Raw genomic sequence first — 19,493 nt, 5'->3', positions numbered from 1 at the left:
CATCTTAATCTTCCAAATAACCGAAGGACATGTATTTTTTTACACTTAACTTGTGTTTGTTTTGAAAATGGTTAGTTGAGGTGTGTAAAGATATGCACAGGAGTACTCACGATGTAACCGCGTTCATCTGTAATTTGAATAAAATACGCAGACGTATTTTCCTCAAGATATGCGCGAATTTCATTGGGACCACATGCGATGTGTGCTTCCTTCGTAAGCCATTCCATCTCAAACCAGTCTGATTTCTCTGTCGCATATCGCAGCTCTGCCTTCACAATGGGAATCTCTGACCTAAATACGACTACTACTTCTCTCACGGTCACTTCTTCTCGTAGAATTTGTGGCAGTGCGCGCCCGCCCTTCGTTATGTGATCCGCAAAGGCATATATCTCAGCAGGTTTCCATCCCGCTGCATGCGAGTGTCTTAGTCCGAAATGAATGCTAAGGCTGGACTTCATGTTGCCATTACGAGATGCTTGATACGATTTGCTAAATAAGTGAAGCGGAAAATGAGGATCATGGCTCCAATTCACCCATAGCATGGGAATCTTAATACGATCGAAATATGCTGAAGGGTCCCACAGTTGCTTTATCTTCTGAGCATAAGAAAGCGGCATTTGCTGGAAGCTCTCCCCATACTTATTGCTCGATTCGAATAAATAACCGCACCCATAGACGGGAATAGCAAAAGAGAATCGTTCATCCACACCTGCAACAATACCGGTCACGATTCCTCCCCATGATATCCCATGCAAACCGATTCCATCCGTTGCTACGCTTTCGAAGGAACGCAGGATCGAATGGGCAAGAATCACGTTGGCAACGGCATGGAACATCCACTGATCCTCCACCGGGCTTTCATAATCGGCAAATTCGCCTTGCCGAGAGGGTCCGCTCCATGCGTGGACTGGCCTTACACCTTCCTCATCCTTGGATAATGGAAGGTGTCCTTCCAGATCCATGGCGATAGCGGCGTATCCCCGGTCGTTCCAAAGCTGTACCCATTCTTTGAATGCAGTACCCCCGCCTCCATGTACGAGAACTACGCCTGGTACCTTGGTCCCTGTTGGTGTATCGGGTATCCCGTAATATGCGAATACGCGTGTCTGCTTTCTTTGGTACGGCAGTGCTTCATACATGATGGCTTTAATCTTGTCCTCTTCCATTTCGGGCATGGAAACTTGAATCGGCACCTGATAGAGGGCAGCAAGGTCCCATGGGAGAGATGGCGGATTACTGACGTTCTGATAACTCATGTCTGTGTTTCTCCTTCCAAAGTAAAATACTTCCAACTAACTTTATTGAAATTATAGTACTGAATCTCAAAAAAGCGAAGACCTTCCAACAAATCATTTTGGAAAATACCTTGAAATTACGTAAAAAGACTGTATCTCTCGGTAAAACATCTACGAGAGATACAGCCTTGCCTGGCTTTCCATATATTATCTTTGCTAATGATGCAGCTCTATCCGCTACTGAACCAACTTAAAAATCTTCGACTCTGCCGGTTTCAAGCGCACGCTTATATCCCCTTTTGACTGAAGGACGGTTTCCTCCCAAAGATCATGCAGCCAATACGTTGTATTTCCAGGTAAACCCAAGCGCTCAATCGATATACGTTTCTCAACCGTTTCATCTTTATTAAAGTTAAACACGGCTATCCAACAATTCTTATCTGTCATTTGGTAAAACACATGGTCAGAACCAGCATCTGTATTTCCTTCAACCGGAACAAAACTTTTTCCTGTCTTGGCAATCGTAAGCAGCTCCGGACGGCTCAACCAGTCCCCTGCCCTCGTTCTCGCTTCCTCATGTCGGAAATCATCTCCCATGAGAAGAACCGTCCCGGCAATAAGCGAAGCGTTTAAACGACTCCTGCCTTCTGATAGCATCGTCGATGCCTGATTGAAGCTCTTGTAAAGCACGGTATGGTCAGGATCGTTGAAAGGAAATAGGGTGCCATTCATCCACCAACCATATGTGAGTGAATTCAACATATACGCCGTATCTTCGAGTGTACCAAAAGCATCGCATGACATGCGCCTGCTATGCGCGTATTGATGTGGAAACATCGGCGCAATGGACAGATTTATAAAGAATGGACGCCCAATAACCTTAGGATCAAGCCTAGTCTTGATCAACGCCATACCCAGATTGTACGCTTGTAGTCCTGTACGAATTCCTTTATCGAAGTGCATGCCTTCCAAAGCACCGTGTCCTAGAAAGTCGAGTTTAATGTATTCAAAGCCCCACCTGACAAAACGTTCAAGGTGCCATTCCGTCCGCATCAAATTGCCAGGGTGGGTAGGATCAATTGCAAGCCCGCCATCCAACTCGGGTAGAATGTGTCCCCGTTCATCGCGCAGCAGAAGATCTCGGTACGTATACTTGCCATCGGTGCCTTCCACAACCCCATCGAAATCTTTCCCCCAGAAAGCAAAAGGTGTCCAATAAATGCCGGGTTTTTGTCCATTGTCACGAACATGGCGCACCGCGTCTTGGAGCTGCTCCTGCGATAAGTTCGTCCAGAAGGAATCGAAGTTGATATAGACCGTACCCTGATGATGGAAACCGCCATCGTACAAACTTTTTAAGAAATCCGACGTATGGGTATAAAGCTCGTAGTCGAGCTCACCACCTGCCGCTGACCAGCTATTCCACCCGAAGGGAACACCGTGCTCCCATTGAAGTGGTGGCACGATTACAGCATTCGCTTTCCCGTATTCCTCCAGTCCAGTTCTGTAATCTTCATACATGCCCACAAAGATTCGCGGTGAAACAACTGTATGGCCGATCAGCGAACCATGAGGCAAGGAATCGCGTGTGTACTCCCCTGCCGCACCTCCGTATACCTCCAGCTGATGTACAGCAGCTCCTTCACATCCGACCACTTGCAGACCGGTTTTCCAAGTATCATGTGTAACAGAGCCAAGAACTAACCCTTTTCTCGATACTGGTTCAAAAATAGCCGTTACTTCGTAGCTTTCCAATTTATTCGGCATAGCCATTGATTGGTAACGTACCCACTTGTCATTATCGAAAGGGATCAACAAAGCACGTAGTTCATGTACCTCTCCGTCCAAATAAATCGCTGATGATCCGCTGGCTGGATTCACCGTTAATGGAGACAAATAGTTCGTCTCCAAAGCCTCCGATTTACTCTCCAACTCGACTTGAACGAAAAAATGGGGCGCTTCTTCATAGAGCCAGAACGTCTGCTTCATAATCGGAAGAGATTCAGCTGAATGAACCACAGAGAAGCGGCAGCCTGTGCCGAAATCATCATGGATCATGTGGGTGTCGCTTACGGCTAGTTTGTGCGCTGAATACTCGGTCGAGACAACGTATTGTTCTTTGAACCGGGCTGCACTGTATGCGCTGCTCAAGCGGCTTCCGGAATTCCATTCAAATTCGGTTAGTCCGCTTGCCAAATCGACGATTATTCGGCACAACCCATTATCTACAACCACTTGCCCATTCAGTTCTTGAAAGATAATTGTATTGGATATCATCAAGATTCTCTCCCTCATGCTTATTTCATAAAGAAGGAAGCCGAACAGTGCATCGGCTTCCTAATTTGCATCCTCTCTTACTTCCAGAGATCCATACGTTTCTTGTAGTTGTCGGTCATGATCTTCTCTACTTTCTCATCACCTGCTGCCTTCATATCGGCAAGCATTTTATCGAACAATGCTGAGGCATCCGCTTCAGTCTTGGAGATGATCACTTTCGTAATTGTTTGGCTCATGATATCTGAAATTTTCTGACTGACGAGCGCATCCGGGGTGCCGCCGGCAGGCCCGAGATTATCATAAGGAGCTGTTTCCCACACCGTGTCGGACAAGTTCTTCAGTGCCATCTGGTCGATCTCGTTACGTTGGTAACGTCCTGGCAAATCAAACGGTGTACCATCGGAGCCTTTACCGTTTTTTACGAACCAAGTCCATTTGCGAATGCCTGTTTTTTTCGCATAGTTGTCCCAATCATCTTTAAATCCTTGAAGAACCTCTGGACGCGGTGTATGCTTACCGTCCTTCTTATCCCAGTGCACACCCTCTATCCCCCACATGAGAAGGTATTGACCTTCTTCACTAGCAAGGAAGTCAATAAGTTTCATCGTTCTTTCTGGGTTCTTATTCGTTTTTGTGATCGCTATCGCATCCCAACCTAGCGAACTTTTAGGTCCTAATGTCGTTTTTGCAGGATCGACGCCAGGTCCTACAAGTTTATACGGATACAGCTGTTTTTCAGGTCCGCCTGCTTTCTTAAGCACACCGTTTGGCGTACCGAAATCCCAATAAGCGCCTGGCGATGCAAACACGAGTCCGTTAGAAATCTTTTGCTCCCACGTTTGCTTCTTGTTGACTGGCCATTCCGGATCAATCAATCCTTCGCGGTACAGTTTATTCAAGTACATAAGCATTTCCTTATATTTAGGGTCTTTCACATCATACTTCAAGCTTCCATTTTCTTCGAAGTACGTTCTCATTCCCCACATGCCTTTAAATGTTCCGAGTACAGCGCCCATGTTTTCACCGTTGAAACTCATCGGGAATACGTCTTTACCGTCCACTTTGCCAAGCTTTGTTTTAAAATCCTTCAGCAGCGCTTCGAACTCATCTGCCGTGAACGCTTTGCCGCCTTCAGCTTTGTCCGGAGCAATCTGCTTAAGCCAATCCTTGCGCATACTAATACCGAATACAGGCTCATTCTCCGGTCCGTACCAGTTCGACAGATAATAGTTTTTCCCGTCGGTAAACCGCGTCTGTTTTAACGTATCCCCATACATTTTCTGCACGTTGGAACCATATTTCGCAATGAGATCATTCAGGGGAATAATTGCCCCTGCAGCAATGTACTTACTTACAATATCTCCACGGTCCATGAGTACAAGATCCGGCAGATCGCTGCTGGCGAGCATTAGATTCAGCTTTTCCGAAGGATTACCCGTTGGCTGCTGAATTTCGATCGTAACACCCGTCCGTTTCGTAATTTCCTTCGCAACATCGTTCGTGAATGCATCTCCCGTATTTTTATCAAAGAATGTCATTTTAATCGGTGTCGTATCGTTTGCTTTGTTATCCGTTGCAGCAGCTGGCTTATCGCTTGTAGAGGCTGTGTTTTCCTTTGTAGAACAACCCGCGATGACTGAACCCATAAGGAGCGTTGAAAGCAGCACATGGAACGACTTCTTGGTTTTGAACATGGAATAAAATCCCCCTTGACTAATTGAATTAGATACATCTGATTACTTTAATTATTAGGGTATCGTCCTATCCCGTGTGGATTGGGTTCCCAACCACCGCCTTTCATGAGTGAACACGTTGGGTTAGGCCTTAACTGCTCCCACGGTCATGCCTTTGACGAAATACTTTTGCAAGAACGGATAGACGATGACAATAGGTAACGTTGCGACGATCGTTGCAGCCATACGGATCGAATCCGACGATACAGCGAGGCGTTTTGCTGAATCTGCCATTTGCTGCGCATCCGACACCATAGAGGAGGTCTGATATTGATTCAAAATTTTCACAAGAACAGCTTGCAGTGTCTTCAGCTCCGGCTTGTAGGTGAACACGTAAGAATCAAACCAAGAATTCCAATGGCCAATCGCCGTAAACAACCCGATCGTAGCAAGTACCGGAGTCGTCAATGGCAACACGATCTTGACGAAAATTTGCAGATCGTTCGCGCCGTCCATTTTCGCGGATTCATCTAATTCTCCAGGAAGCTGTTGAATAAATGTGCGAACGAGAATCATAAAAAATACATTCATCAGACCTGGTGCAATGTACACCCAAAAGGTATCTATTAGATGCAGACTCTTTAAGATCATATAGTAGGGGATTAACCCCCCGCCAAAGTACATCGTGAAGATGAAGAAAAGAGTGATGAATTTCCCACCGACCAAATCACGTTTGCTGAGCGGATAGGAAAGTAGACTGATGACCAGCACAGCGAGAGGTGTGCCGACCAGTGTGCGCGCTAGCGTCACTTTGACCCCATTAATAATCTCTTGATCGCCTAAAATTTGCACATAACTTGTTAAGGAAAACACTCTCGGCCAGAAATAAACACCGCCCCTTATCGTGTCTTCCGCACTATTCAGTGACAGCACTAATATGTTCCAAAAGGGATAAAACGTTGCAATGAACACCAGAAAGAGGAATGCATAAACGAACCCGGTGAAGGCAATATCACCACTCGATTTTCTTCTCATTCAAACCCACCTTTTCCTATTTAAATCGTATTAAAACAGTGATTGCTGATTCATTCGCTTGGAGAACGTGTTGACGCTGACCACTAGGATGAAAGCAATTACCGATTTGAACAACCCTACCGCAGCTCCATACGAAAACATGCCATTCTGCAGCCCATATCTGTACGTATACGTATCGATAACGTCTGAATATTTCAATATGGTGTTGTTTTGCAACAAATACTGCTGATCGAACCCTGCGTTCAAGATACCTCCTATGGATAAAATGGCCAGAATGACAATCGTGGGACGCAGAGACGGAAGTGTGACATGAAACATTTGGCGTAAGCGGTTAGCACCATCAACTCTCGCTGCTTCATATTGTTCGGGATTGATAGCGGATATGGCGGCCAAATACATGATTGCGTTAAACCCCATATCCTTCCACATATTAGATACGGCGATAATCCCCCAGAAATAATGGCCATTTTGGAAAAATTGTATCGGTTGTTCCGTGATGTTCATTAGCATTAACAACTTGTTAATTAGCCCTTGCGAAGATAGCAGCGTTATGATAATGTTTGCAGCGATTACCCATGATATAAAATGAGGTAAATACGATACCGTTTGTACCAATTTTCTGAAGACACCAGTTTTTACCTCATTGATCATAAGAGCCAATAGAATCGGTGCCGGAAATCCAACCAACAGCGATAAGATGCTTTGTGCAAGCGTATTGCGCATGATGATATAAAAATCACCGCTTGTGAAGAAGTACCGAAACCACTCGAAACCAACAAACTTGCTCGTAAAAAACTGGTGAAAAAAAGAACCTCCGCCGGGCGAGTAATTAATAAATGCCATGTACAGGCCGAACATTGGACCATATGAAAATAAGATGGTAGAGATGAAGGCCGGCAAGATCATGAGGTACAAATACTTTTGCCCCTTCATCCTTTTAAGTTGCGCTTCCATATGAATAACCCGCCTTTTCCAGGCTGCGGCGGCGTGTGCCACTCCGTCACAACCATAATCGTTTTGTATATTCTCATTATAGGAATGGGCAAAAGGAAATTCTATACAAGTTTCTTCAGAAACATATTCCAAAAGAACGATCCTTTTGCGAAGTCATTGTTTATTTGAGCTATACGTTTTACAATACATGGGGTAAGATTAAGCGTTCAGAAAGGTGGTAACGCTTTCTATGTACAGCATTCTACTTGTAGACGATGAAAAAATTGAGCTCGAAATGTTGGCCGATTACGTTCGTTGGGGAGACATGGGCATTCGTGTCGCTGGGACAGCGAAGAACGGCAGAGAAGCGCTTCAACGCATGGAAGAGCTGCGACCTGATATTATATTAACGGATGTCCGTATGCCAATTATGGACGGACTGGAATTCAGCAGGCGAGCTAAACAGATCAATCGCAATGTCCAAATCGCTTTCCTAAGTGGCCATGATGAGTTTCACTATATTAAAGCAGCACTATCTGTGGAAGCGATCGGCTATTTGTTAAAGCCTCTCGACATGGGAGAGCTCCAGCATTTAATGGAGAAAATCAAACAAAAGTGCGAGGAATTCCGGATTTCATCCCAGACTTCGGAAATCATAAAGGAATCCTATCTAAGGGAGCTGCTCCTGGAAAATAGTCCCTTGATTAGATCCCAATGGATCGAGAAACTGTTATTGCTGCCATCTCAGTTACCATCGAGCTCGAGCAGTCTGTATCAAATGATCTACATAACGGTTGACCCCGTTAGCCATTATGGCGTGGAACTCGTAACGCTTATCCGCAATTACGCGCAGGCGAAGATCCCCCATTCCTTCCTCTGTCCCATCAAAGAAGGAACATTCGTACTGCTCTGTCACAAGCTAGATGGATCGTCATCAGAGCTTTACCTTGCATCAGAGCAACTAATTCGGTATGTGAAAGACAGGAACGACGCCATCATTTCAATCGGTGTATCCGACGTTCGCATGGGATTGGATAGCCTGTACGAATTATCAATAGGCGCCAAACGAGCGAATGAAAGCAAATTTTATTATGGCTTGGGATCTTGCATAATGGCCGATCAAGCTGTGGAGTCGGTGTACAAAGAGGTGAATACTGAACCAGTCATCGCCTCACTATGTCATGCTATTTCCCATTTGCAGGAATCTACATGTATCTCCGTGATTCAAGACTTCTTTGAAGAAATGCGCAGCTCGAAAGTCGACCGGGATCTGGTTAGCTCTAGCTCGTTGCGCCTTATTACAGCTATAGAGCAGCATTTTGCCAATGTAATCGGAGGTGACTCCGTCAATTCCATGTATGTCGACGATTGGAAGCGTATAGCCAATTATTTAACCATAGATGAAATCAAAGATCATATCCTTGATGTCTGCCATTCCATCCTCTCCTTGATGAAGGACAAGGACAAAGACAAGAATCTTCATATCGTTCATCAAATCGTTAGTCTGATCGACCGCAGCTTCAGTAGACAGTTAACCATTGAGGATATCGCGAAACAAGTGTATCTGTCACCCAATTACGTACGAACCTTATTTAAGGAAAAAACAGGAGAAACGATATTGGAATATTTGACTCGTGTACGGATTCATCACGCCGCTGAATTGCTGAAAGATAAATCCAAAAAAATCCATGAGATTGCTGTATCCGTTGGATACGAAAACGTCTCTTATTTTTGCTCCGTGTTTCAGAAGTTCAAAGGAACCACCCCTAATGAATATAGGAAGAAACTTTTATGATACAAAGAAGATCGCCTTGGCCCTTCCGGTTTATAGCCAGAACGTTTCTTAATCTCAGTTTACACCGCAAATTATTCGCCGTCTTTTGCATCGTTTCGATCTTGCCATTATTATTCTTCGTCAAATATTCCTATGACACGACTAAACGGGAGTTAACGACACAAATCTACGCCAATATGATTGCAACAACCGATCAAATTAACACAAACTTGGAAACGAAGCTTGATTCCTATTCGAAAATATCAGCTTCCATTTATTTGGATAATACGTTACGCCTGCTCTTGATCAAAGATTACTCCGAAAACGAAACAGAGTACTTGGATTCCTACATATATTTCAATAATGTAATGAAAAATGTATTAGCAACGAATCCCGATATTCGAGCGGTATCCATCTACATAAGCAATACTACATTTCCTGCGGATAGCGTATTTATTAAACGAATTGATGCTGCAGCCAAAGCGACCAATTGGTACGCGTCTATTGCAAACTCTCATGGCAATGTGACGTACAGCGTTTCTGCACATACGGATGCCACTGAGCCTGTATTCACCCTGGCGCGATTGCTAAATAACAACAGCCTTAACTTTCCTTATGGTATCCTTACGTTCGATATTGCCGAAGCCGACATTTATCGGTTGATGGAGAAAGAAGATAAACACAAAGATATTTATATCGTCAATGAGAACGGCACTATTTTATCCAACCGCAATAAAGCCCTTCTGAATCAAAATATCACTACTTTAATCCCCGGTACTTTCGGTGAGAACCAATCAGGAAGCTTCGACAGCATTTACAATAGTCAGAAGTCGCTCGTCGTGTACAATACAATTAAAAATGGTTGGAAAACGATTTCCGTTATCCCCTACAAGAGCTTCATCACGAACGCTCAAAGGGCATCCAAGCGAGTTCTACTCATGGCTTTGAGCTCTATAGCGATTTCCGTGGTTTTGATTTATATCACCTCACGGTTCTTCACCAAACGCATCGAATCCCTGCTTCAAGTCATCCGGCGGGTCGAAAGAGAAGATTTCAATGTCAACATGACGTTTATGGGACATGACGAAATTGGGCAGCTATCTTTTGCCTTCCAGAAGATGATAGGTCGCCTCAAAGAATTGATCAATGAGGTCTACAAGAAGGAAATTGCCAAAAAAGAAGCGGAAATGAACATGTTGCAAGCCCAAATCAATCCTCACTTTTTATATAACACATTGGCTTCAATCTCTTCATTAGCCATTAAGCATGGGGATAACCGAATTAACGAAATGGTCTCGCACCTGGCTAAGTTTTATCGGATTTCATTAAACAAAGGAAAAATGATATTGCCCATTAGTGAAGAAATCAAACTCACGAAGTATTACATCGCCATTCAACAGAATAGGTTTGAGGGACTGCTTCGAATCCATTATGACATTGATGATGCTGTCCTTGTTTATCAGACGGTCAAGCTAGCCTTGCAGCCATTTGTAGAGAATGCCATTAATCATGCTGTTTGGGACGACGAAGTCGGCATCAATATCATCATTAAGGTGTATAGAGACGATTGCGATATTTATCTGCAAGTGATTGACGATGGGATGGGTATGCGGGCCGATACAATGGCATGTGCGCTAAATAAAACCGATAGCATCTCGGGGTATGGGATTACCAATGTTGACCAACGGATCAAATTAGCTTTTGGAGACGAATACGGCGTGACTCTGTATAGTAAGTTTGGGATCGGAACGAAGGCCCAGATACGTATTCCTCTGCATGGTGTTAGTTCTCAAGTATGATTGAAAATGTGAAACAAAGGGGCTCTCGCGAGAGCCCCTTTGCTATTCCTATTTACTGGCTTGTTGGATGAAGTAATCAATGTCGGCAATCAGAATGTCAGAGAATTCTTTGGTGATTTTCTTACCTACGGTTACAACTTGCACAAAGATTCGCAGCGCTTTTAATTGCAGCACAGTCGCTTCTTTATTATGGCTGCGCACAATCGCTTCCACTTTGGCAAGCAACTCCTTGCCTTTGTCTGAAATGGTGATTGAACCATTCGCAACACCGATGTTGATGAGATCCATGAAATGTTTGGTATCAATCTGTACTTGAAGCGTATACGTGCTCGCCGTCACATTGCCGGCCAAATCCGTCCCGACGATCTCGATAAGATGGTTTCCAACAGCTAAAGCGGCAGGAGCGACTTGAATGGGATTTCCTGTGTTTTTCTTATCCAGTTGAATGGAGCTGTTACTTACGCCGCTTAACGCATCCGTAATCTGAACTGATAGGTTCAAGGGATCTGTCTGCCACATGGTTAATGGCCCGTAGACTTGGACAGCGGGTGCTGTCCGATCGATACCTGCTGTCACTTGCTTGGCTGCCTCCACATTGCCGTATCGATCCCTTGAACGATAATGAATGGTGTAAACACCTTCCGTGGATAGCGTCACCGGTCCATTAACCGTTACCCAATTTCCGCCATTTAACTGGTATTCCGTCAACAGTATGCCAGTGCCTCTGGGTTGATCCGCTGCGTTAAAGGTCATCTTGATATCACTCTTGGTAAAAGTGCCTGACCCACTCAACCCATCCAAGATGATATTCGTCTTAGGAGGTACCGTATCTAGCTGAAGCTTGAATAGTTTAGACTCGGCAGGCTTCAGGGTTACGTTCAACATACCACTTACCTTATCTTCGGATCCTGTCCATAGATCCGTTCTTAGATAGGTACTGACACCATTCAAGCCAGCACGGGTCAGATCGATGGACTTCGTCGAAGAGGAAGATCCGCTGTAATTGAAGACAGCCACGTAGTAAGTGCCATTGTGATTCAGTACGAAAGTATCGGACGCATTCGCTCCCGTATTCCCTTCCACTGCTTGGAAGGCCTTACCTAGTAAAGCGACTTGGTTGACTGCCTCGTTGGTCAACAGTTCGTTCATGTAAGCTTGAGCAGTTTCATTATGAACATCATCCGAATTCAAGAAAACCGTGCCCGAAATAACGGCGGAATTAACTCTGCTCCGCGCCTCGTCCATGGAACTTGCCCTCGACAACGACATGTGATCTGGGTCGGTGTAAGGGTAAATCGTTCCATTCTGCCACCAACCATATGTGAGCGAGTTCAGCTCGTATTCGGTTTCACTGATTTTGCCATACACATCACAAGATATACGACGGCTGTGCGCATATTGACTAGGAAATAACGGCGCAATGGATTCGCTAATGAACATGCTGCCATTAATGACATGATTCACGTACGCCATCCCTTGATTATAAGCTTGAATACCCGTGGTGACCGTCGGATCGGCATGCTTTCCTTCCAACGAACCGTGCGTTAAGAAGTCCAATTTAATATACGTGAAGCCTAATCCTTTAAATTTGCCCAAAAAGTAATCCATTCGTGCCTTCGTGCCTGGATGAGTTGGATCAAGTGCATAAGCACCATCCAGCGTCGGCAAAATCTGCCCCGTGTTATCTCTCAATACGATGTCGCCGTATGTATATTGATTGTTCGTCCCCTCAACTATCTGACTCATATTCGTGCCCCAGTAGACGAAAGGTCCCCAATAAATACCGGCTTGCTGACCATTCTGGTTAATAGTTGTCACCGTGTTGTGCAGCTGAGTATCCGTTAAGTTATCCCAATAAGAGTCTAAGTTGATGTAGAGTGACCCCTTGTTGTTAAAAGATTTGTTCTGTAGGTGCTCCTTGAAGTAGTTCGACGTATCGATGACATCTTGGTAGGTGAGATCGCTTCCGTAGGCTCCCCAACTGTTCCAGCCTATCGGCACTTCTTGGGCAACAGAGCCCTGGAAGCTTAATGGCGGAGTAAACACGGCATTCGCACGCCCATATTCTTCGAGACCATCACGGTAATCCGCAAAGTAGCCAACAAACATAGTAGGTGAGGTTACTTCCGTACCCGAAATGCTTCCGTGAGGCTCAGTGTCGTGCGTAATGTTAGAAGATGCTCCGCCATACACGGCGAGGTTATTCAATTTATGGTTAGACCCGTTCCAAGTAATACCTGTCTTCCACGTATCATGCGTAGCGGAGCCGATCACAAGACCATTCCGATTCGCGTTATTATAAATAGCCGTTACTTCATAACCTGTATTCGAAGTGTTGATCGATTGAGCCTTATACCGAATCCAATTATCATTATCAAAAGGGACGAATAATGCTCGGTTATCCTCATAGCTTCCAATGTCCACCCCGCCAGTATTGTTCACAACGATAGGAGCTATCATATTCGTCGTCATAGATGAGGAATTAACGGCTTTTAACTGAGTCAGGAAGAAGCTCTTTCCTTCATACAAAGTATAGACTTGATGAAGCGTAGGTTTGCCTGGCGATTCATTACTAACGGTGAAACGAAGTCCTACACCGAAACCGTCATGAACGGGAACGATGGCTGCGTCCGATAAGAGATGCTGTGGATAACTCTTACTGGTGACGAGCTCGCCCACTTGTAGGCTGCCGTATACACCTTTTACAATTTTGGCACCCTTCCATGCATAGTCTGCCATGCCGCTATCCGTATGGTACGTAATGGTCGTGTCACCGTTCGAAAACGTCGCGCCATACGTATAATGCGTTACGGTAATGGTGCCGTACTGTTTGGACTCGCCGGCATCGCCAAGGTTGCTATCGACGTTCTCGTCGTCTCCAGGATTCGGTTCAACCTTAGGACTGACTTCGATTTTGTCCAAATCCGGGGAGTAGCCGTTGCCATCAGCAAACTGGATTGTGTTGTTGCCTGCTGTTAAATAAAGATCTACGTCATACGTGCCGATCGTATTCCAATCCGCCGTCTTCGGCAGATCATACAACTCAGACGTCCCTCCGTTCGCACTGACTTGAACAGATCTGGGATCACCTGAGATATAGTATAGTTTCACCGCGTAGATACCAGAAGCATTCACTTGAATCTGATTGAATTGTAAGGAGCTGCCTTCGTACAAATTACCGACTTTCTGGCCTCCTGAACACTTCCCGCAATTGGACACCGAAGCTTTGCCAGTAAGTATATTTACAGCAGACTCAGCTTCATAATTATGTGCCAATGGCGGTTCTGTTCCGCCTCCGTCACCGCCACCAGGATTTTGAATTACTTTGGAAGCGATTACTATTTTGTCAATGTCCGGCGAATACCAATTTCCATCATCAAACACGATCGTATTCGTACCGGCATTCAGCTGAAGCGTCACATCAAATGTGCCAACCGTGCTCCAGTCAGCCGTTTTGGGAAAATCGAAGTTTTCCGCACTACCTCCATTTACACGGATGTTTACCGAACGAGGATCGCCGGATATGTAAGAAACCGACACCTTATAACTTCCAGCTTCGTTCAAGGTAATGTCATTGAATTGCAGTGAGCTACCTTGATAGAGACCTCCTACCTTCTTTCCTCCCGAGCATACGGTGCATTCGGCTATTGAAGCGTTACCACTTACAACATTGCCCTGGGCTTCTGCTTCATAGCTTTGACCTTCCGCATACGCAGATTGAACGCCCATTCCCGCGTTGGCTGGTAGCGCCACTAATAAAAGCATGAACACAACGAGCCATTTCGCCATCCGATCTCGCATAAAATCTCTCCTTCTACAATGTAATTACATTCATATCCATTATAGGAATGAAATCAAGGAGATCTCTACACGATTATGTTCAGAAATATAACGTTAATTAACGATCTTTCTAAATCTTCAGCTCAAACAGATGTTGGCACTAAAAAAAGGATATCCAATTCCCTATCCAAATTTCAGTGTTTGCACACTTGTAATTGGTAGGGAAGATACCCTTTTCTACGATAAGCGGAACCATGTATCTACGGATTACAGAATCGGATTCGAATTTCCTACTAAATCCATCCCTTTAGAAGCTCGCTGGTCCCGTATTGGAGCGGCGGCGGCGACTTCCTTCTGTTATGTACTTACCCATTACGAGCCGTCTCACTTGTGCATATGCGAAAATTCAGATTGCCTAGCCGATTTGTTTAGCGTAGTAATGTGAAGTGAGAGCTTGTATGGTTGCATAAGGGCTATGGGGCTGTCAGAGTGTTAAACGGAAAATATACAGTTATTTCCAATAAATCCCCTCTAATTCTCAATTTAACTGGAAAAACTGATATTAATTCTGCCTATTTTGATTAAATCAGGTAAAATGGATAAAATTAACTGTACATTTTCCATCTATTCTTCATTAAGTCGGAGTTTTCAACAATTTAACTACAGAAAATCCATCTATTCTCCATGAATACTTTTACGGCTTTCACGGCTTTTCCTATGCTGCTTTTTCAGCTCTAGACTTTGTAGAAGTCTAGAGCTACCGCTATATCGCTTAAGTATTATCTTTTACTTCCCCAAATAATCCTCAGCCAACATCGCGAACACGACGTGATCCTCACGCACGCCATTAATTTCCAATAACTTACGAGCGAGTCCTTCACGCTGGAAGCCAGCCTTTTCCAAGACGCGCATCGATCCCACATTTCGTGGCATGACACCTGCTTCTACGCGCAGTAAGCCGACTTCTTCAAAAGCAAACTTCATAACCAGTTGAATTGCTTCTGACATGTACCCCTTTCCATTATGCGCCTGGTCCATGCTATAGCCTAGAATACACTTCTGGTGCGGCCCTCGTTGCACCTCAAAAAGTGAAATATCACCAATGAGTTGCCCTGTTGCATTCAGAAAAATTCCGAAAGCGTATCGTTTATCTTCTTCCTTTTGCCGGACACCATTCTCAATACTCTTCGCTTGTACTTCTCTTGTATAATAAGATTCATTCCGGGCAGGACTAACGCCCTCAAATAATTCACGGTTGCGCAGCATGAGGTTCAGCATATCCTCTGTGTCACCAACATCCAGGAATCGGATTGAAACTCTTCCATTAATGTCGCTCATCATTATCATCATCCTTTAATCTAGAAGTCCTGTTATTATACGTCGGATGAAAGAATGGATCAAACTACACTATTTTTGTTTTTGAAAATAGTGCTGCAATTGGTTAGCAAGCTCATCATCCGAAAGTGGATTCCGATGTGTATTTTCCAAGTAAATATATTTCTCTGTTTCTGGCATGAGGTATTCTTTGTACCAGTGGAAAAAGTCGGGACTGTCCCCCTGCATGCGCAGGAAGCGTCGCAGCGTGTCTACATTATTAACGGTACTTGCGATGTTCGTTAGCCAGTCGGCTCGATAGAAATCTGCCCATTTGCCGTGCTCAGCCAAGCGAAGTGCTTGTAATCCTCGGTCATAGCACCACATAGATCGGGAAGCAAATACGAAGGCTTGCGCATACTCCTTACTACGAGCAGCTGCATAGGAACGACAGAGCCAGAGCAAGCCTTCCGAACCCGTCTGGTGAATGACGCCTGGCAGCCACAAATGGTCTAGAACACGTTGCTTGTCATCTCCATCCAGCTTGCCCAGCAGCTCCTCACATTTCTGAACCCATTTCGACCAAGATGCATGACCCTCCTCACCTCGCTGCTCGAACCACTGCATTTGCTCAGCAAAACTTACTTCTCCCGTGGCCCACAGCAACCCGCGATCCGCTTCACTTGTCCGCCCTTGCAGCCAATGCCCAATTAATCTTCTCGCGGGATGATGATAAAACTCATCTCCAGCCAAGTCATCTGCATGAGGCCCATATGCGATGGATGCTTCTGTATAGGTACGATACAAATCGGAAATTTCTTCCTGATGATTCCGGTAATAATGACCAACAAACGTATGTAAATGAGTCCCCGTATCCATCGTTCCACGAAGCCACAGCTCACGAATGATATCTAGCATATAGACATGCTGACGAATATTCCCGCAATTAAGCAGTAGATAATCGGAACAACCCGCTTCAAAAGCGCTCTCCACTTCCTCCTTTACAAAAGCAGCCGAACCTTGAAACATCGTCAGATGATTCGACGCTTGAAGATCATGGAAGGTCACGTGGTAATAGATACCATGCCTACCACCATCTTCGGCATCAGGGAGTGCTGGCATCCGCAAGTTCAAATTCCCATGCCGGCGGGACACCATTTTGCCATACCCATTATCGGCCCAAATTTTGATCACATCGCGAGGCAAATCAATATAACCGCCTTTGTATAGCTCAGCAATTTCTCCATATAACGCTACACAATAGACGGGATTCTCTACGGCTTCTTTAATCATCTCATATTGGCGATAAATGACGCGGGAAATCATTTCCCCACGCTTTGTTGGCGTGTCAAAGGAAGGGTCATTCTCCCAAAAAGGCTTATCCCCCTGCCCCCTAAATGAGAGGACCCACAGGATGTTTTGATCCTTTTGCTTCTCAATCGCTTCCAACCATAGCTTTTCAAATAATTCAGGTGCCTCTTTATAGCTGGCTGATCTCCCTGTATAAGCTCTTAGGAACATTTCTGCTCCCAAAGGTTCCGCATGATGATGCGTTAGCCAAAGCCCCATTTCTGCAGCAAGCTCCAAATGAATGCCTGTCTTCGGGAGATCCGTCCCTGGGATCACCATATTCCCACCGCAGCGAAGCAGCGCTTCAAAAACTGGCAGCCATACTTCACGTGAAGGCGGGTAAGCCTCTTTCCATCCGATAAGGCATACCTCATCGTTGACGAACCAACCTCTGAATTTAACCTTAGCAACAGGTGAGTCATACGGCTCACAACCATGAACATCAATTACAGAACGCTGCTGAATCGGCTGATCCATCCAATACCAGAATGGATGAATCCCCAAAACCGTTTCACTCACATGCAAGATACCGTAAACGAGCCCCAAGTCATCATGAGCAACGATATGCAGCTGCGACTTCTCACCATCGTGCGTATATCGCAGAGCGAAAGCTTCTGGATGAACTGCACAGCCATCACTGGCAGACCCATAACGAATGACGATCTCAGCGTTGGCCTGATCTTTAACGACTCTTGGCTCCGTACCAAGCACATGCAGGATATCTCTCGTCAGCATATTCATGGCATGACGAACTGGCGTTGCCAAGTGATCTGGCGGGCATAGGGAAATTATCCCCTCCAGCCGTAACGTTGCTTTACTATTAACATGTAAATGCATGTCTACACCCCTATCGAAGGAAAAAATCATGGCGCGTCGAGAAGCGACTACGCCATGATTCTATGCCTTCTATTATTTTTTTACAGCTGTATCGTATTCTTTGGCTTTTTTCATTAACTCTTCGTAAGCTTGATCAGCTGTTGCTTTGTCGAACATAACTTTCTCTACGATTGTTTTGTAGTCTTTCTTAAAGTTACCCCAGCCTTGCGGTTCCGCGACGAATTTCTGAGCTGCCGGTCCTACTTTGTTAATAAAATCTACGGAAGTTTTGTCGGACGCGCTGAAATTCGGAGCAAGCGTCGTTACGATTTTCGCATTTCCTGGAATACCACGTGTTAATGATAATGTTTTCCCTGCTTCTTGGTCGTTTATGAACCAATCAACGAATTTCTTCGCTTCTTCTTGTTGTTTGGATCCTGCGTTCACACTCCAGAACATACCTGGTTTCAACCAACCACCCGTTTGTGTTGCTTTGGGAAGTGTTGTAAACCCAAATGAATCTGGTTTAAGACCATTAATGGCACCAACTTGGTTGGAGAAAATGTGACGAGCAAGCGCTGTTCCATTGACTACACTATCCATTTTCGGATCAAGTTCTTTGTCTGTAACCGTAATATCAGCAGGCGTGACGATGCCAGCTTTGCGCATTTCGGATTGCTTGTTCATGTAGGTAATCCACGTATCTTTATCAATGGAAAGCTTGTTATCTGTAAAAGACTGCCCTTTGCCTCGGCTAAGCTGATACGCTGTATAATCAACTAAATCGGAGCTTTGATCAACGAAAACGTATTTATCTTTCCCAAGTTTGGCCTTGGCATCTTGACCGAATTTATAGTAGTCATCCCAAGTCCAGTCCCATGCAGGAGCTTTTAAGCCTAACTTTTCGATCACCGTTTTATCGTAAGCCATACCAAGTGCAGCAGTTCCTAACGGCATTGCGAAGAGCTTGCCATTCACTTTACCTGATTCGATAAGCGCCTTATCCATATCAGCTACATTAATACTTGCTAAGTCAGCGACCAAATTACGTCCCACATACTCATTCAAGTAAGCAGCGTCCATTTGAATAATGTCAGGGGCATTTTTCGCTGCGAACTGAACGCCGAGTTTATCAAAGTAGCCGTCCCAACCCGAGAATTCGCTTTCAAAAGTAACATTCGGGTGAAGCGCTGTATACTGCGTTAGTGCCTTCTGTGTCGCATCGTGACGTTCTTGTGCACCCCACCAAGCAATACGAAGTTTAACCGGTGTTGCGGGTTCAGCTTTTGGTGTTGCAGCCGCTGCCGCTGATGGTTGAACCGAAGCCTTCGCTGGCGCTTCCTCTGTTTTGGATCCACAAGCTGATACGGATGCCATGACAACAAGTGTTAGTGCAGCAGTCATTAATTTGGTCTTCATTGTATAATTACCCCTCTCGCATATGTCGATCTCACACACTTATCGTATCGCTGAAAGGCTGAACGGTATAGGAGAGGATCGAACTGAT

General features: G+C 45.0%; 11 protein-coding genes. 2 read left to right on the top strand and 9 right to left on the bottom strand.

All coding sequences use genetic code 11. The annotated features are described in order from the left end of the window. Positions 1–71: 71 nt before the first annotated feature. From A8708_RS23205 to A8708_RS23185, 5 genes are all read right to left on the bottom strand, one after another. Positions 72–1,256 carry an alpha/beta hydrolase family protein gene (locus tag A8708_RS23205; RefSeq protein ID WP_068667689.1) on the bottom strand — a complete coding sequence of 395 codons (1,185 nt, stop codon included), beginning with the start codon at positions 1,254–1,256 and terminating at the stop codon, positions 72–74. A gap of 216 nt (positions 1,257–1,472) precedes the next feature. Beyond that, positions 1,473–3,512 (bottom strand): alpha-galactosidase, encoded by a 2,040-nt coding sequence (locus tag A8708_RS23200; RefSeq protein ID WP_068667688.1) that lies wholly within the window; start codon positions 3,510–3,512, stop codon positions 1,473–1,475. 77 nt (positions 3,513–3,589) lie between these two features. Then, complete coding sequence (locus A8708_RS23195; protein ID WP_068667687.1) at positions 3,590–5,206, bottom strand: extracellular solute-binding protein; 1,617 nt, start codon at positions 5,204–5,206, stop codon at positions 3,590–3,592. Between the two features lie 123 nt (positions 5,207–5,329). After that, positions 5,330–6,220, bottom strand: a complete 891-nt coding sequence (locus A8708_RS23190) for a carbohydrate ABC transporter permease (protein WP_068667686.1) — start codon at positions 6,218–6,220, stop codon at positions 5,330–5,332. 30 nt (positions 6,221–6,250) lie between these two features. After that, entirely contained in the window at positions 6,251–7,174 is a 924-nt protein-coding gene (locus A8708_RS23185) for an ABC transporter permease (protein WP_068667685.1), read from the bottom strand. A 229-nt stretch (positions 7,175–7,403) separates the two neighbouring features. On the opposite strand from A8708_RS23185, the gene A8708_RS23180 reads away from it, so the two are divergent. Together A8708_RS23180 and A8708_RS23175 are read left to right on the top strand one after the other, a co-directional pair. Beyond that, complete coding sequence (locus A8708_RS23180; protein WP_068667684.1) at positions 7,404–8,948, top strand: response regulator transcription factor; 1,545 nt, start codon at positions 7,404–7,406, stop codon at positions 8,946–8,948. Continuing rightward, positions 8,945–10,726 carry a cache domain-containing sensor histidine kinase gene (locus tag A8708_RS23175; RefSeq protein WP_068667683.1) on the top strand — a complete coding sequence of 594 codons (1,782 nt, stop codon included), beginning with the start codon at positions 8,945–8,947 and terminating at the stop codon, positions 10,724–10,726. The genes A8708_RS23180 and A8708_RS23175 overlap by 4 nt, the downstream gene beginning before the upstream one ends. Before the next feature lie 48 nt (positions 10,727–10,774). On the opposite strand, the gene A8708_RS23170 is transcribed toward A8708_RS23175, so the two are convergent. From A8708_RS23170 to A8708_RS23155, 4 genes are all read right to left on the bottom strand, one after another. Further along, positions 10,775–14,527, bottom strand: a complete 3,753-nt coding sequence (locus A8708_RS23170; RefSeq protein ID WP_068667682.1) for an OmpL47-type beta-barrel domain-containing protein — start codon at positions 14,525–14,527, stop codon at positions 10,775–10,777. Between the two features lie 765 nt (positions 14,528–15,292). Beyond that, positions 15,293–15,844 carry a GNAT family N-acetyltransferase gene (locus tag A8708_RS23165; RefSeq protein ID WP_338044224.1) on the bottom strand — a complete coding sequence of 184 codons (552 nt, stop codon included), beginning with the start codon at positions 15,842–15,844 and terminating at the stop codon, positions 15,293–15,295. A 69-nt stretch (positions 15,845–15,913) separates the two neighbouring features. Then, positions 15,914–18,007 (bottom strand): glycosyl hydrolase 115 family protein, encoded by a 2,094-nt coding sequence (locus A8708_RS23160; RefSeq protein WP_157264985.1) that lies wholly within the window; start codon positions 18,005–18,007, stop codon positions 15,914–15,916. A gap of 72 nt (positions 18,008–18,079) precedes the next feature. Beyond that, a complete protein-coding gene (locus tag A8708_RS23155; RefSeq protein WP_068667680.1) occupies positions 18,080–19,405 on the bottom strand; it encodes an ABC transporter substrate-binding protein in 1,326 nt (441 codons plus the stop codon). Positions 19,406–19,493 lie beyond the last annotated feature (88 nt).

The organism is Paenibacillus oryzisoli, from assembly GCF_001653565.1.
In the GTDB taxonomy this organism is placed as follows: domain Bacteria; phylum Bacillota; class Bacilli; order Paenibacillales; family NBRC-103111; genus Paenibacillus_E; species Paenibacillus_E oryzisoli.
Note: the sequence above shows the minus strand (reverse complement) of the source record. Positions and strands in the feature narration are given on the sequence as shown.

Excerpts from the sequence above, each read along its gene's own strand:
- A8708_RS23160 (WP_157264985.1), bottom strand. The coding sequence starts at position 18,007 with ATGCATTTACATGTTAATAGTAAAGCAACGTTACGGCTGGAGGGGATA.
- A8708_RS23175 (WP_068667683.1), top strand. The coding sequence starts at position 8,945 with ATGATACAAAGAAGATCGCCTTGGCCCTTCCGGTTTATAGCCAGAACG.
- A8708_RS23155 (WP_068667680.1), bottom strand. The coding sequence starts at position 19,405 with ATGAAGACCAAATTAATGACTGCTGCACTAACACTTGTTGTCATGGCA.
- A8708_RS23165 (WP_338044224.1), bottom strand. The coding sequence starts at position 15,844 with ATGAGCGACATTAATGGAAGAGTTTCAATCCGATTCCTGGATGTTGGT.
- A8708_RS23205 (WP_068667689.1), bottom strand. The coding sequence starts at position 1,256 with ATGAGTTATCAGAACGTCAGTAATCCGCCATCTCTCCCATGGGACCTT.
- A8708_RS23200 (WP_068667688.1), bottom strand. The coding sequence starts at position 3,512 with ATGATATCCAATACAATTATCTTTCAAGAACTGAATGGGCAAGTGGTT.
- A8708_RS23190 (WP_068667686.1), bottom strand. The coding sequence starts at position 6,220 with ATGAGAAGAAAATCGAGTGGTGATATTGCCTTCACCGGGTTCGTTTAT.
- A8708_RS23180 (WP_068667684.1), top strand. The coding sequence starts at position 7,404 with ATGTACAGCATTCTACTTGTAGACGATGAAAAAATTGAGCTCGAAATG.
- A8708_RS23185 (WP_068667685.1), bottom strand. The coding sequence starts at position 7,174 with ATGGAAGCGCAACTTAAAAGGATGAAGGGGCAAAAGTATTTGTACCTC.
- A8708_RS23170 (WP_068667682.1), bottom strand. The coding sequence starts at position 14,527 with ATGCGAGATCGGATGGCGAAATGGCTCGTTGTGTTCATGCTTTTATTA.
- A8708_RS23195 (WP_068667687.1), bottom strand. The coding sequence starts at position 5,206 with ATGTTCAAAACCAAGAAGTCGTTCCATGTGCTGCTTTCAACGCTCCTT.